General features: G+C 71.0%; 13 protein-coding genes. 5 read left to right on the forward strand and 8 right to left on the reverse strand.

The genetic code is table 11. The features are described 5' to 3' along the window. Nucleotides 1–597: 597 nt before the first annotated feature. The 4 genes from CU254_RS32445 to mtrA form a co-directional block, all read right to left on the reverse strand. Nucleotides 598–1,242 carry a ComF family protein gene (locus tag CU254_RS32445; RefSeq protein WP_009082997.1) on the reverse strand — a complete coding sequence of 215 codons (645 nt, stop codon included), beginning with the start codon at nucleotides 1,240–1,242 and terminating at the stop codon, nucleotides 598–600. A 407-nt stretch (nucleotides 1,243–1,649) separates the two neighbouring features. Further along, on the reverse strand, nucleotides 1,650–3,407 hold the full coding sequence (locus CU254_RS32450; protein ID WP_009083001.1) for an LpqB family beta-propeller domain-containing protein: 1,758 nt from the start codon (nucleotides 3,405–3,407) through the stop codon (nucleotides 1,650–1,652). Then, nucleotides 3,404–5,134 (reverse strand): MtrAB system histidine kinase MtrB, encoded by a 1,731-nt coding sequence (gene mtrB / locus CU254_RS32455; RefSeq protein ID WP_009083004.1) that lies wholly within the window; start codon nucleotides 5,132–5,134, stop codon nucleotides 3,404–3,406. Before mtrB ends, CU254_RS32450 begins: the two co-directional genes overlap by 4 nt. Before the next feature lie 7 nt (nucleotides 5,135–5,141). Further along, nucleotides 5,142–5,819 carry an MtrAB system response regulator MtrA gene (mtrA, locus tag CU254_RS32460; RefSeq protein ID WP_037355684.1) on the reverse strand — a complete coding sequence of 226 codons (678 nt, stop codon included), beginning with the start codon at nucleotides 5,817–5,819 and terminating at the stop codon, nucleotides 5,142–5,144. Between the two features lie 173 nt (nucleotides 5,820–5,992). Between mtrA and CU254_RS32465 the strand changes: the two genes are divergently transcribed. From CU254_RS32465 to solA, 3 genes are all read left to right on the forward strand, one after another. Next, complete coding sequence (locus tag CU254_RS32465; protein ID WP_009083008.1) at nucleotides 5,993–6,778, forward strand: IclR family transcriptional regulator; 786 nt, start codon at nucleotides 5,993–5,995, stop codon at nucleotides 6,776–6,778. Between the two features lie 183 nt (nucleotides 6,779–6,961). After that, complete coding sequence (locus tag CU254_RS32470) at nucleotides 6,962–9,199, forward strand: FAD-dependent oxidoreductase (protein WP_009083010.1); 2,238 nt, start codon at nucleotides 6,962–6,964, stop codon at nucleotides 9,197–9,199. Further along, the gene (gene solA / locus CU254_RS32475) at nucleotides 9,196–10,320 is read left to right on the forward strand and encodes an N-methyl-L-tryptophan oxidase (protein WP_009083011.1); all 1,125 of its coding nucleotides are present in this window, start codon (nucleotides 9,196–9,198) and stop codon (nucleotides 10,318–10,320) included. Before CU254_RS32470 ends, solA begins: the two co-directional genes overlap by 4 nt. Here the strand turns inward: solA and CU254_RS32480 are convergent. After that, nucleotides 10,310–11,212 (reverse strand): SDR family oxidoreductase, encoded by a 903-nt coding sequence (locus CU254_RS32480; protein ID WP_037715543.1) that lies wholly within the window; start codon nucleotides 11,210–11,212, stop codon nucleotides 10,310–10,312. The two genes, solA and CU254_RS32480, sit on opposite strands and share 11 nt — an antisense overlap. A gap of 84 nt (nucleotides 11,213–11,296) precedes the next feature. Here CU254_RS32480 and CU254_RS32485 point away from each other — a divergent pair, with 84 nt between their 5' ends. After that, on the forward strand, nucleotides 11,297–11,869 hold the full coding sequence (locus tag CU254_RS32485) for a TetR family transcriptional regulator (RefSeq protein WP_009083015.1): 573 nt from the start codon (nucleotides 11,297–11,299) through the stop codon (nucleotides 11,867–11,869). Here CU254_RS32485 and CU254_RS32490 read toward each other — a convergent pair. Continuing rightward, nucleotides 11,866–12,507 carry a dTMP kinase gene (locus tag CU254_RS32490; RefSeq protein WP_037715546.1) on the reverse strand — a complete coding sequence of 214 codons (642 nt, stop codon included), beginning with the start codon at nucleotides 12,505–12,507 and terminating at the stop codon, nucleotides 11,866–11,868. The two genes, CU254_RS32485 and CU254_RS32490, sit on opposite strands and share 4 nt — an antisense overlap. Before the next feature lie 26 nt (nucleotides 12,508–12,533). Beyond that, nucleotides 12,534–12,779, reverse strand: a complete 246-nt coding sequence (locus CU254_RS32495; RefSeq protein ID WP_199786037.1) for a hypothetical protein — start codon at nucleotides 12,777–12,779, stop codon at nucleotides 12,534–12,536. 366 nt (nucleotides 12,780–13,145) lie between these two features. Between CU254_RS32495 and CU254_RS32500 the strand changes: the two genes are divergently transcribed. Further along, a complete protein-coding gene (locus CU254_RS32500) occupies nucleotides 13,146–14,108 on the forward strand; it encodes a hypothetical protein (RefSeq protein ID WP_199786038.1) in 963 nt (320 codons plus the stop codon). A gap of 3 nt (nucleotides 14,109–14,111) precedes the next feature. On the opposite strand, the gene CU254_RS32505 is transcribed toward CU254_RS32500, so the two are convergent. Then, a complete protein-coding gene (locus CU254_RS32505; protein WP_037715548.1) occupies nucleotides 14,112–14,576 on the reverse strand; it encodes a YbaK/EbsC family protein in 465 nt (154 codons plus the stop codon). Between the last annotated feature and the right edge of the window lie 14 nt (nucleotides 14,577–14,590).

A 14,590-nucleotide genomic window follows, 5' to 3' on the forward strand; every position in this document is an offset into this window, starting at 1 on the left:
GGGACATGGGCTGCACACCTCCCTGCCTGCGGGTTTTGCTGATAGCGGAGCACGTTAGCTTCATCACGCCGTCCGCAACAGCCCCCGAGCCGGGGGATGTCACGATCCGGGAACCCGTCACGGCGCGCAGTGAATCATGCGTGCGCAGCCCGGAACCGCCGCTCGGAAGGCCGAGCGCGTGCGCCCAAGTTTCACGCGGACGGCTCAACCCAGCGGCACCTCGGACGCCGAGGGTGACCGCCCCGGTCAGCACAGCCGCCACCTCGGCGAACTGCCCCGGCTCGGGGGTGATTCCGGCCCTGACCCTCATGCCCGGACAACGGGCGACGACGCCGGGAGGTTCCCTCTTGACATCACTCGTGTAGGTGACACCTGGCGTTAGTGGGCATGCGAACGAGAGCGGCCTCCCTGGCGAGAATGCGGTCCGCGGTTTTCGGACGGACGGTTTTGGAATCGTTCCATTGTGGACGGGGACGGAGCGGACGATCGGTTTCCGCACAACCGGATTCCGTTTTCGGCGGCGGCCGGACCCGGCCCGCGGCGGATTCGCGAGGCGGCCCAGCGTGCGTTCGGGTTTCGGACGGGGACAGGTCCCTTTCAGACTGTCGCCAGCAGGGCGAGCACCGCCACCACCGGCACCCCCGCGTTTTTCAACGCCGTGACGCATGCGGCGGACGTGGCGCCTGTGGTGATCACGTCGTCCACCACCACGACCCGCGCACCCGGCGGCGGACGCCCGGCCGCAGCGAACCGCAACCGGCCCTCCAGATTGGCCACGCGTTCCGCCCGGCTCAGCCCGACCGCGTCCCGTCCGCCCTTCAACACCAGGGCAGGCGCGACGTACGCCCCCGTCAACCGAGCGGCTTCCGCGGCGATTCGCAGGACGTGCGGGCCTCCGCGCACCCGGGAAGCGGTCCGTCGGCTCGGAGCCGGGACGAGACACCACGGGCTGGCGCGCGGACCGCCGGAAGGCAACGCCAACAGCCCAGCGGCCAGGACTCGGCCCAAAAACGGGGCCACGTCGCGACGGCGGCGCTCCTTGTAGGCGAGCAAGGTTCGCTTGGCGGCACCCGTGTAGCGCGCCATGGCGTAGGCCGGAGCCAACGCAGTCAGCGGCGCGCGGAGTACCGCAGTGGGGGACCCCCACTTCGTGGAGCAACTGGCGCACACGGGCGCGCCGCGGGTTTCACAGCCTGCGCAGTAGGTCGGGAGGAGCAGGTTCAGCAACAGTCTCAGTAACATGACTCCGAGTGTGCACTCGACCACCGACAGTTTTGGACCGCGCGAGCGCCGAAGCCCGGAATCGGTGCCGGGAAACCTCGGAGATCACCCGGATGGGACGGACATCCCGCGCCCAGCTCAGTCGCCGTCCACGACCCCGGGCATCCGTGACCACCCGACCGACCAAGAAAACACCCCGGATAGAACGGATCCGCATCCTGCATCGAGTGAGCCCGGCCGCCGCACCTCGCCCAGCTCAGTCGCGATCCGCGACCCACCGGCATCCGCGACCACCTCACCGACCGAGAAAACACCCCGGGTAAAACGGATCCGCGTTCTGCATCGAATGCCCGGCCGCGACCCCTCGCCCAACCCAGTCGCGATCCGCGACCCACCGGCATCCCCGACCACCCCAACCGACCGAGAAATCAGCCCGGATAGAACGGATCCGCGTTCTGCATCGAGTGCGCGTGCGGCCGCCACACCTCGCCCAGCTCCGTCGCCGTCCACAACCCACCGGCATCCGCGACCACGATCGGCTGGCTCGGAGCCGCCGCGACCGCTCGCACCGGGGCGGTGAGGTTCGAGCTGTTGTAGGCGTCCATCCGCCGTCCGTCGATCGACAGGCGCTGGACCGGCTGCGAGGGCGAGGACGTCGCGGCCACCAGGGTGTCCGGCGTCGAGCCCCAGTCCACGTCCAAGACGTCCGTCAGCACTCCGGGCTGCAGCACCCGCGGCTCGCGCAAGGTGACCGTGTCGCCGTTGCGCACCACCGACGCCACGACCAGCTGGCCGTTCACCGTCGCGGCCACGCGGGCGCCGTCCCGGGAAAGCCGCAGCACCCCGATCGGGCCGAGCGCCAGCAGGTCGTTCGCGTTCACGCTCTGGCGCAGCCAGTGGCCGTTCGGGTCGAGGACCATCCGCGCGATGATCGAGTGGTCGACGACCGTCCACACCTCGTTCGACGGCCCGGCCCCGGTCTGCGCCGGACGCCAGGTCGGGCGGCTCAGCGAACCGCCGCCGAGGTCGACCGTCGGCAGGTCGCGGCCGAGGTCGCCGATGCGCAGCCGCACACGGTCGCCGTCCTGCTCGACCACCGCGAGGCGTTTGCCGTCGATGGACTCGGCCGCGCTCACCACCTGGTACGCGCCGTTGCCCACCGCGCCCGCGATCGGCGCGCCGTCGCTGAGCGAACGGACCCGGCCGCCGATCGTCATCAGGCCGCTCGGCGAAGCGGAAACGTTGTACGAGGGCACGTCGCTGGCGCGCCAGTATTCGTGGTTCTGCACGAGCGGCGCGCCGTCGGCGAGCAGCCGGATCCGGGTGGAGGTGACGGTCTGCATCGAGAGCACGATCTGCGCGGCGATCAGCGACCGCGTGTCCGGGCCGACCCCGCTGAGCCCGCTCAGCTGCACGGTCAGCGAGCCGTCGTCGTTGTTCTTCACGTTGTTTTCCAGCGACACCCCGTCGCCGAAGAGGTTTTTCACCGCGCCGGTGAGCCCGGCGGAAGGGCCCTGCAGGATCAGGTCCATCACCCGTCCCGGCATGCCCGACTGCGGTTTCGCCGGGACGTAGCGCAGGTCCGGCACGAAGGACCCGGAGTCGGCCGAGTAGAAGCTCACCGAGACCGGGTTGTAGTTGCCGTCGAACTCGTCGTCGGTCACCAGCAGCACCGGCGGGGGCGGGCTGGAGATCCGCCACTGCCCGTCGGCCTGCTTGCGCACCTGGAAGGTCTGCTCGGCCGGGCCGCTGCCGGGGATGAACGCGGAGTCCGCGCTCAGCGTGCCGAGCACCGAACCGCGCACGGTGACCGTGCGGACGTTCGGGTCCGGCGCGGCCGACGACGGCGTGGGCGTGGTGGTGGCTCCGGTGCTGGCCGTGGGGTCGTAGACCGTGCTGAAGGTCTTGTCGATGATCGTGAACGAGCGGTTCGGCCGCCACGCGCCGCGCTGTTTTTCGTCGAGGAACGCCCGCGAGGCCGCGTTGCCCGACCGCGGATCGGCGTTGGCCTTGATGAACAGCCGCACGATGTCGAGCGGTTCGGCGTTGGCCGGCGGCTCCGGCGCGTTGTTGGCCTGCGGTGGCGCCTTTTCCACGGACACCACGACCGGCAGCGATTCCTGCGGAACGTTCGCGCAGCTCACGAGCACCAGTGCGCAGGCGAGAAGGACGAGCACTCGCCTCACTGACCGACCTCCTCCCGGTCCGGGGCCGGATCGGCGAGGATCGCCTCCGGCGCGGGATGCAGTTCGGCGACCGACGACGGCGACAGCGTGATCTCCGAAACCGCGTCCGGCGGCGGCAGCACTAGCGGGCTCTCCGCGATCGGCACGCCTTGGCGCCGCGGCACCACGAGCCGGAAGCACGCGCCGTGGCCCGGCTCGCCCCACGCGTCGAGGACGCCGCCGTGCAGCCGCGCGTCCTCCTGGCTGATCGCGAGGCCCAGGCCGGTGCCGCCGGTGCGGCGGTTGCGCGACGGGTCGGCGCGCCAGAACCGGTTGAACACCAGCTCGGCCTCCCCCGCCCGCAGGCCGACGCCGTAGTCCCGGACGGTGATCGCGACCGCGGATTCGTTCACCGCGACCGTCAGCACCACCGGTTTGCCCTCGCTGTGGTCGACGGCGTTGGCCAGCAGATTGCGCAGGATCCGTTCGATCCGCCGCGCGTCCACCTCGGCGGAGGTGTCCTCGTCCGGCAGCACCAGTTCGACCGCGCTGCCCGCGGTTCCGGCGAGCACCCGCACCTGCTCGACCGCGCGCGTCGCGATCGGCCGCACGTCGATGTACTCCGCCGACAGCTCCTCGACGCCCGCGTCGAGCCTGCTGATCTCCAGCAGGTCGCCGAGCAGCGCCTCGAACCGGTCCAGCTCGTCGACCAGCAGCTCGGTCGAGCGGGCGAGGCCGGGCGGGAACTGCTCGCGGGACGCGTGCAGCACGTCGGCGGCCATCCGCACGGTGGTCAGCGGGGTGCGCAGCTCGTGCGACACGTCGGAGGTGAAGCGGCGCTGCAGGCCGCCGAATTCCTCGAGCTGGCGGATCTGGTTCTGGATGCTGGCCGCCATGCTGTTGTAGGACACCGCGAGTTTGGCGAGGTCGTCCTCGCCCACGACGGCGAGGCGCTGGTCGAGGTCTCCGCCGGCGAACTGCTCGGCCGCCGCGACGGCTTGCCGGACCGGCCGCACCACCTGCCGGACTACGAGGTTCGTGATCCCGGCGAGCAACAGCAGCAGCACGATCCCGGCGACGAACAGCGTGTTCTGCACCGTCGACACGGTGGTCTGCTCACTGGTGAGCGGGAACAGCAGATACAGCTGCAGCGGACTGGCCGCGGTCGCCAGCGAGGTGCCGACGATCAGGTAAGTGGTCCGCACGCCGTTCTCGTCGACCGTGTGCTCGACCCGCGCGAGGTGATCGGCCTCGACGAACTGGCGCAGCCGCTCCGGCACCGAGTTGAACGGCCCGACGAACACCGGGTCCGCGTCCGATTGGCCGCGCCCGACGCTGGCCAGCACCGGTTCGAAGGTGCCCGCGGTGGAACCCGCGCGCGACGAGGACGTGGTCGCGATCTTCTTGAGCGCGTTCTGCAGGCGCGTGTGCAGCGCGTCCGGGGACTCGCCCCCGATCCCGACCAGTTCGCGCGCGGCGGTGTCGGCCAGCGCCTGGGTCTGCTCGATCGCGGCGCGGCGCTTGGTGTCCAGCAGCCGTTCGGTGATCTGGTTCTGCAGGACCATGCCCAGCACGAACACCACGGCCGAGGACAGCGCGAGCGTCGAGATCGTCACGCGGAACTGCAGCGAGTGCTTCCACAGCTCGTTGAACGCCACCGCGCGGCGGCGCGCGAAAACCACGACCCGGCCGGAGAGCCGAGCCGTGGCGCGGGCGGCGGCGCGAAGCCGCCCCGCGAAACCGGTCATCGGCGTATCACGGCGGGCCGGCCTTGTACCCGACTCCGCGCACCGTCAGCACCACCTCGGGGTGCTCCGGGTCCTTCTCCACCTTCGAGCGAAGGCGCTGGACGTGCACGTTCACCAACCGGGTGTCGGCCGCGTGCCGGTAGCCCCACACCTGCTCGAGCAGCACCTCGCGGGTGAACACCTGGCGCGGCTTGCGGGCCAGCGCCACGAGCAGGTCGAACTCGAGCGGCGTCAGCGGGATCGCCTTGCCGTCGCGGGTGACCTCGTGCCCGGGAACGTCGATCGCGAGATCGCCGATGGTCAGCGATTCGGCGGGCTCGGCCTCGGTGCGGCGCATCCGGGCGCGCACGCGGGCGACGAGTTCCTTCGGCTTGAACGGCTTGACCACGTAGTCGTCGGCCCCGGATTCGAGCCCGAGCACGATGTCCACGGTGTCGCTCTTGGCGGTGAGCATGACGATCGGCACGCCGGACTCGGCGCGGATCGCCTTGCACACGTCGATGCCGTTCATGCCGGGCAGCATGAGGTCGAGCAGGACCAGGTCCGGTTTCAGTTCCCGCAGCGCGGGAAGCGCCCGCGAACCGTCCGCGACCACCGCGGTGTCGAACCCTTCGCCGCGGAGGACGATGGTGAGCATCTCCGCCAGCGCCGGGTCGTCGTCGACCACCAAGACACGTGCCTTCATGACCACATGTTCGCACTAACGCCCGCACCGGTGCGCACGACCCGCGCGTTTGACCACCGGAAAGATCAAGATCACCGGCCCGGTTGGGCCATCCGGACCCATCCGGCGTCCGGCGGCGGCCGGATTCGCCCGCTCAGCCGAACAGATCGCAGCCGAACGGTTACTGTTGCGCTATGCGGAACCAGGACTCGGGAAACGCAACGGGAAGCGCGGTGCAGTCCGTCGACCGGGCGATCACGGTCCTGGAGCTGCTGGCCCGCAACGGGGAAACGGGCATCACCGAGATCGCCGGCGAGCTGGGCGTGCACAAGTCCACCGCGTCCCGGCTGCTGAGCGTGCTGGAGGCGCACGGGCTGGTCGAGCAGCTGGGCGAACGCGGCAAGTACGCGATCGGCTTCGGCGTGGTCCGGCTGGCCGGGGCCGCGACCGGCCGGATGGACCTGGCGAAGCTCGGCAGGCAGACCTGCCAGGCGCTCGCCGAGGAGCTGGGCGAGACGGTCAACATCGCGATCGCGGACGACGGAGTCGCGATCAACATCAGCCAGGCCCGCGGGTCGGCGGCGATCACCACACAGAACTGGACCGGGCAGCGCACGCCGCTGCACGCGACGTCCAGCGGCAAGGTGCTGCTGGCCGCGATGGACGAGGCCGAACGCAAGCGGATGCTCGCGCACGAGCTGGAGCAGTACACGCCGCGCACCACGGTCGACCGGGACGAGCTGGCGGCCGAACTGGAGCGCGTCGCCGAGGACGGGTACGCGGCTTCCTTCGAAGAGCTGGAACTGGGCATGCACGCGGTCGCGGTGCCGGTGCGCGGCCCCGGCGGCGACGTCGTCGCGGCGATGAGCGCGTCCGGTCCGTCCTACCGGCTGTCCAAACAGCGGATCCGGCAGATCGTCGCGCCGATGTCCGAAGCGGCACGGGAGCTTTCCGCTCAGCTCGGCTACTTTTCCGCGTGAACTCCCCGGTCGCGGCGGCTCTCTTGACAGCGCGCCCGCGATCCCGCAATTTGTGAGTTGCAGCAGACGGAACATCGATCTCCATCCGCAACGCGTCCGTACCCCGGCGGGGGCGTTCCGGCATGCCTGTCTCGTCCCGAGCCGGGCCGTCCGCGACGGCCGGCAGGCAGGAGGTACCTCGCGATGGCAGTGCGACCGCGGGTGGTTGTGCTCGGCGGCGGGCTCCTCGGCTGCGCGGTCGCGGACGAGCTGACCGAACGAGGCTGGACGGACGTCACGGTCCTGGAACCGGAACCGGCGGGCGCGCCGGTCGGGCCCGGGCTGCTCTTCCGCACGCACGCGGACCGCACGGCGTCGGAGTTCGCCAAGTACACCGCGGAGAAGTACAGCGGGCTGACCGTCGACGGCGGCTGGTGTTTCCAGCCGGTCGGGAGCCTGGAACTCGCGACCGCGCCGGAGCAGCTTTCCCGGCTGCGGCAACGGCTTGGCTGGGCGACGTCGTCCGGTGTGCGCGGCTACCTGCGCGAACCGGGCGAATGCGCCCAGCTGCATCCGCTGCTCGACCCCGCGAAGGTGTCCGGCGGCCTGCACCTTCCCGGCGACGGGCTCGTCAAACCGGTCCGCGCGGCGCTCGCCCAAGCTCGCCGTGCGCAGGGACGGGGCGCGAAATTCCTTGCCGGACAAGAGATTGCCGAGATCGTGCGCACCGCGGGCCGGGTGACCGCGGTGGTGACGGCGACCGACCGCTTCCGCGCCGACGTCGTCATCTCGTGCGCCGGAGTCCGCGGACCGCAGTTCGGCCGGCTGGTCGATCTCGCCGTGCCGGTGGTGCCGATCGCCGTCGACCATGCCCGCACCACGCCGTTGGCCCAGCTCGCCGGAGACAACGACGCCTTCACCGAAGCGGACAAACCGATCCTGCGCGGTGCCGGGCTCTCGCTGCGCGAGCACGTCGACCGGCTGGGCATCAGCGCGCTGGGCCCGGTCGAAACGGACGCCGCGTTCACTCCGGCGGGCTTCGAGGAATCGTGGACGGCCGCGCTCGGGCTGGTGCCCGCGCTCGCCGACGCGAAGGTCGAGGAAGGCTTCCGGCAGCTGGTCCCGGGTACGCCGGACGGTTTGCCGCTGCTGGGCGAACATCCGGATCTCGACGGGTTCTGGGTCGCCGAAGCCGTGGACTGCGCGTGGTCCGCCGGGGTCGCGCGGGAACTGGCGCGCTGGCTCATCGAGGGGCAAGCGCATCTCGATCTGCACTCCGTCGACCTCGCCCGGTTCGACCGGCTGCAGCTCGCGCCCGGCCGCGTGCGGGAGCGGAGCCTGGCGGCGGCGGGGCATCGGCGACCGGCCGTGGAATCGCCGCGGACCACGCCCTGCTACGAGCGTGAAGTCGCGCTGGGCGCGGAGTTTCGCGAGGAAGACGGCTGGGCGCGGCCGCAGCGGTACGCCTCGGGCGGACGCGCGGAAGCAGTCGCGGCCCGGAGCCGGGTGGCGTTGTTCGACCTGACCCCTCGGCGCCGGCTGGAGATCACCGGCCGCGGCGCGCTGCCGTTCCTGCAGACGATGACCACGAACCAGCTCGACCGTCCGCCCGGCTCGGTCACCACGACGTTGCTGCTCGGCGAGGACGGCGGGGTGCGCAGCGAACTGACCGTCGCCCGGCTCGGCGTCGAGCAGTTCCACGTCTCCGCGCACCACCATCGGGACGTCGCCTGGCTGCGCCGTCATCTGCCTGGCGACGGCTCGGTCCGGCTGCGCGAAACCACCGGCGGCACCTGTTGTCTCGGCCTGTGGGGACCGCTCGCCGAGCGGGTGCTGCCCGAACTGTCCACATCGGACTCCCGGGTGTGGCGGACGTACGTCGGCGACGTGCCGGTGACCGTGCTGCGCGGGTCGGACGCGGGCGAACCCGGCTGGGAGCTGCACACCGGCGCGGACCTCGGCCGGTCGCTGTGGGACACCCTCTGGGCGGCCGGGCAGCCGCACGGGATCGTCGCGGCCGGGGAAGACGCGCTGCGCAGCCTCCGGATGGAGGAAGGCCACCGAAACTGCGGCGTTGACGTGACCACCGAGCACGATCCGTACGAGGCCGGTCTCGGCTTCGCGGTGCGGATGGACAAGGGCTACTTCCTCGGCCGCGACACGCTTCTTCACCGTTCTCCTTCGACGGTGCGCCGGAAACTGGTGTGCTTGACGATCGACAGCACGGATTCCGTGCTGCGAGGCCGGGAGCCGGTGTACGTCGACGGCCGTCCGGCGGGCTACGTCACGAGCGGCGCGTACGGCTACACGATCGACAAAAACCTCGCCTACGCCTGGCTTCCCGTCGAGGACGCCCGGCCGCGCACCCCAGTGGAAATCGAGCACCTCGGGAAACGGTGGGCGGCGAAGGTGGCCGCGGAGCCGTTGAGGAGCAGCGAATGACGCATTACGACGTGATCGTGCTCGGTCTCGGCGGAATGGGCAGCGCGGCGGCCTGCCGGCTGGCACGCCGGGGCCAGAAGGTGCTCGGGATCGACCAGTTCGCGCCGGTGCACCACCTCGGTTCGAGCCACGGCGGTTCGCGGATCACGCGGCAGGCGTATCTCGAAGGTCCGGATTACGTACCGCTGCTGCTTCGCGCGCACGAGATGTGGGACGAACTCGAACGCGATTCCGGCCGGTCGCTGTTCACCCGCTGCGGCGCGGTGATGGGCGGACCGCCGGAGTCGCGCACGATAGCGGGCAGCACGCTTTCCGCGGAGAAGTTCGACATCCCGCACGAAATCCTGGACGCGGCCGAGATCCGGCGCCGGTTCCCCACCATCGCCCCCGCCGAAAACGAGGTGGCGTTGTGGGAACCGGGCGCCGGATTCGTGTCGCCGGAAGGAAGCGTCGCCGCGCATCTGCAGCTCGCCGCGCGCCACGGCGCCGAACTGCACCACGAAGAACAGGTATTCACCTGGACCGCCTCGGAAACCGGGGTGCGCGTCGGCACCGCTTCGAGCTACTACACCGCCGAGCGGCTCGTGCTGTGCCCCGGCGCGTGGGCACCGGTGCTGCTCGCGGACCTCGGCGTCGATTTCGACGTGCGACGCCAGGTCCAGTATTGGTTCGAACCGGCCGACGTGCGGCCGTTCGCCGATCATCCGGTCTTCATCTGGGAAACCGCTGAAGGCGGCCAGTTCTACGGATTCCCCGCGCATTCAGCGCAAGGTGTCAAAGTCGGCGCCCACCTCGGCGGCGTCTCGTGCACCGCCGACACGATCGACCGGCAGGTCCGCGACGACGAGGTGCGCGCGGTCGCGGCCGTCGTCGGCTCCCGGCTGCCGACGCTCCCGGCGACCTTCCGCCGCGCGGCGACCTGCCTCTACACGAACACCCCGGACGAACATTTCGTGATCGCGCCGCATCCGAAGCATCCGCGCGCGGTGGTGGCGTGCGGATTTTCCGGGCACGGCTTCAAGTTCGTGCCGGTGGTCGGGGAAATCCTCGCCGACCTGGTGGTCGACGGTTCGACGCGGCACCCGATCTCGCTGTTCGATCCGGCGAGGTTCACGCAGTAGCGAAGTAGTGCTCTTCGGCCAGATCTTCAAGCAGGCCAGGGTGTTCCGGCTTCCAGTCGAGGAGTTCACGCGTGCGCGCGGCGGACGTCGGGGCGTCTGCCTGGACCATCGGGGCCAGGAACGCGAAGTGCGCCGCGGCCTCCTCCGGCGCGATGGACTTCACCGGGACACCGAGCCGCGCGCCGATCGTCTCGGCGATCTGCCGGAGCGAGACGGCTTCGTCGCCGACCGCGTGCAGCACGGTTCCGCCCGGAGCCTTCTCCAAGGCCAGCCGGTAGAGCCGGGCCGCGTCGAGCGTGTGCCCGGCGGACCAGCGGTTGGCCCCGTCGCCGACGTACGGCGAGACCCCGGCCGCCCGGGCGAAACGGATCATAGTCGGCACGAAACCGTGCTTGTCGAGCGAACTGTGCACCGACGGCGGCAGCCGCACGACTGACGATCGGACGCCGTTTTCGGCGAGCCCGAGCACGTAGTTCTCCGCATCGACCCGCGAGCCGCCAGGAAGACGGTCGTCCTCGGTCGCGGTCCGGCCGAGCCCGGCGAACATCAGGGTTCCGGAGGTCGAGACCAGTGGTTTGCCGGTGCCGGCGAGAGCTTCGCCGAGCGCCTTCAGCGCGACGAGGTCCGCTTCGACCGCGCCGGCGAACTCGCCGCTGGCCATCAGGTCGTGCTTGAACGCCAAGTGCACGACGCCGTCCGCCTCGGCCGCCGCCGCGCGCAGGCCGTCGAGATCGTCGAGGTCGCCGCGCCGCACGCGCGCACCGCGTTCGGCGAGCACCGCGGCGGAGGCGTCCGACCGGGCGAGGCCGACCACCTCGTGTCCGGCGGAGAGCAGTTCGGGAACGAGGGCCGAGCCGACGTGGCCGCTGGCCCCGGTGACGAAAACCCGCATGATGTGTCCTTCCACAGTTGATGACACCTGGTGCCATCACAGTACGCCCGATGTCATCCAGTGTCATCACCTAGACTGGACGGCATGGGCCGCTGGGAACCGAACGCACGCCACCGCTTGGCGCGGGCCGCGCTCGACCTGTTCACCGAACGCGGCTACGACGAGACCACGGTCGCCGAAATCGCCGAACGCGCCGGGCTCACGAAACGGACCTTCTTCCGCTATTTCGCCGACAAGCGGGAAGTGCTGTTCGGCGGGCAGGAGGAACTGACCCGGCGGCTCTCCGAGGGCATTGCCGGGGCGCCAGCGGGCGCGACGCCGTTCGAAGCGGTCGGCAGGGCATTGGATGCCGCCGCGGAGGTTTTCACCGGCGAGCGGCTGGCTGAGGCCCGGGTGCGACAGCCGATCGTGGCCGCGAACAGCGAGCTGCTCGAACGCGAATTGCTCAAGCGCACCACGATGGTCCAGGCCATGCACGACGCCCTCGCCGCGCGCGGAGTCAGCGAACCGACCGCGCGGGTCGCCGCGGAACTGGGCTGCCTCGCCTTCGGGACGGCGTTCCACCGCTGGGTCGAAGCAGGCAACCAGCGCGAGTTCGGCGCACTCGCGGACGAAGCGCTCGGCGAACTGCGCACCGCCACCGCCGCCCTCGGTTAAGCGAGCAGCGACTTCGCCAGCGTCGGCAGATCCACCCCAGCCACGCCGTCCAGCACATGCCACGGCGCGAGCCACGAAGCCGCGGCCAGCTCGTCGTACACCGCGGCACACCGCTGCTGCAGCGAATCGTCCGATTCGAAAGCGTCCCGCGTGCGTGCCGCGTCCGACTCCGCTCGGCGGACCGCCCGCTCGGCAGCCACCTCCGGGCTCACCCGCAGCAGCAGATGCGCGTCCGGACGGGGCAGGCCGAACCGCGTCACCTCGAGGTCCCAAACCCACTGCACCACAGCGCCATCCGCGTGCTCGCGCAGGCGCGCGGCGGCGTACGCGGCGTTCGAGGCGACGTAGCGGTCCAGCAGGACCACGTCGTTGGCCGCGAGCAGCGCGCGGATCTCGTCGGCCGCACCGCTGCGGTCGAGGGCGTAGAGCATCGCCATTCCGTACACCGAATCGGCGAGGTCGCCGTGCCCGCGATGCAGCGCTTCCCGCACCAGATCCGCGTGCACGCTGCGGCCGTAACGAGGGAAGGCGAGACTGCCGACGCTCGCGCCGGCGTCTTCCAGCGCAGCAGTCAGCCCCTCGGACAGCGTGCGCTTGCCCGCGCCGTCCAGACCTTCGATTACGACCAGTCGCCCCACGCCGTCAAAGATACTTGGCGGCGTGCTCAGGCCGCCTCGCGGCGGGCGCGCACGTAGCCGAAGTAGCCCACCGGCACCGCGACCAGCAGGCCGGCGAGGCAGAGCAGCGGAATCCAGTCGTCGCCGTGCGGCTCCGCGGGCGTGCTCTGGCCGTCGCGCGGCACCACCTCGCTGCGCGGCACGGCCGTGAGGTGGGCGTTGCCGGTGTCGGCAGGCTGCGCCGCGCCCGCGCCCGGAGCCGACACCGGCAACGCCAGGCCCGTGAACGCCACGAGGAGCAGCAGGCGTCCGACGTGCCTTCGGCAACTGGTCGAGGACCGCCGGTCCCGCCCGGCAGTGCTCTCCCCGTGATTCGGTTTCCCCAGACCCACGACGCACCTCCCGCCTAGACGTGGCCAGTGGTGGTCACAACGGTGAACCGGCCGATCACTCCGAGCAAGATGCCCGTCCGGCAAGGAGGGTGTTCCGGGTCCGCCGTGGAACACGGAACGGTTACCCTTCCGTGGCCAAGCACACCAAACGGGGGCCGGACCCGTAACCGCGCGCTGCTAACGTGAACGTTCCGCGGCATTCACGCCCAGCGCACGGGCGGCGTTGAAGGGACAGCGGTGGCACGAGACGGGGATGGCCCACTGATCATGGAACCTGGCCGGCGCGGCGCGGGTGAACTGCCGCCCGAGCTCGGCGAAGCACTGCGATCCGGAGAATTCCACCAGGCGCTGCGGCTCGCGATCGCGCATCGCGGCCTGTCGCTCGCCCGGCTGCGGGCGCACCTCGCGCTCCGCGGCGTCCACATCGGACAGTCGACGCTCAGCTACTGGCAGCGCGGGCTCCGCCAGCCGGAGGTGCCCAAGGCGCTTCCGGCGGTCCGCGCGCTGGAGTCGGTGCTGCAATTGCCCTCCGACTCGCTCGTGGTGCTGATCGGCCCGCGCACGGCGCGTCCGCGCGGGCACCAGGCCGCGGCGTCGTTCCACGACCTGCGCTCGGGCGAGATGGGCGCGATCGTCGAACAGCTGATGAGCGACCTCGGCGCGGCGCCGGCGTCCCGGCAGTCGAACTCCGACCTGGAAATGCTGTCGGTGCACGACCAGATCACCATCGACGAGCAGAAACACCAGGTGAAATTCCGGACCCGGCTGGTCACCCGCGCGCGGCGGCACGGACCGGACCGGTACGTCGCGGTCTACAACGGCGACCCCGGCTGCCGGATCGACGACGTCGAGCTGATCACCGCGGAAGGCTGCCGCGTCGGCCGCATCCGCAGGCATCCGGCGCGCGAGACGATGGCGACGGAACTGCTTTTCGACCGGAAGCTCGCCGAGGGCGAGATCCACGTTTTCTGCTTCGAAATCCACGACAATTCCGCCGTGACGTTCCCCGGGTACTACCGGATGCTGCGCGACCAGTGCGCGAGCTATCTGCTGCAATTGCAGTTCGCGCCCACCGCGATGCCCGCCCGGATCACCCGCGAGGTCCGCGCCCGCGACGACGCGCTGCCGGTCGAGGCGGAGGAATTGCCGTGCGACACCGGCGGCGTGACGAGCGGGTATTTCCGCGACACCGGCCCGGGGCTGGCCGGCATCGCGGTGGAATGGAACTGAGCTTTACCCGTCCACCCGCTGCGGCGCGCCCTTGGTGATCCGGACCAGTTCGTCGAACGTCGTCGGGAAGACGGCGTTCGGCGTCCCGGCCGCGGCCCACACCTGGTCGTACTGCCGCAACGCCTCGTCGACCACCGTCTCCAGCGGAGCCGGATGCCCGACCGGCGACACGCCGCCGATCACCTGCCCGGTGGCCGCGCGCACCTCGTCCGGCTTGGCCCGGCGGATCCGGCCGCGCCCGAGCCGCGCGGCGAGCGCCTCGACGTCCACCCGGTGCGCGCCGCTGGTCAAGACCAGCAGCGGGGCGTCGTCGGCCATGAAGACCAGGCTGTTCGCGATCGCGCCGACCGGGCAGCCGAGCGCTTCCGCCGCCTCGGCCGCCGTCCGCGTGGACTGCGGGAGAGTCCGCGCCCGTCCTTCGACGCCCGCCTCGTCGAGCGCGTCCTGCACGTTTTGCACTGCCGACATCGGCACACCTCCAG

It is taken from the genome of Amycolatopsis sp. AA4, assembly GCF_002796545.1.
Classification (GTDB): domain Bacteria; phylum Actinomycetota; class Actinomycetes; order Mycobacteriales; family Pseudonocardiaceae; genus Amycolatopsis.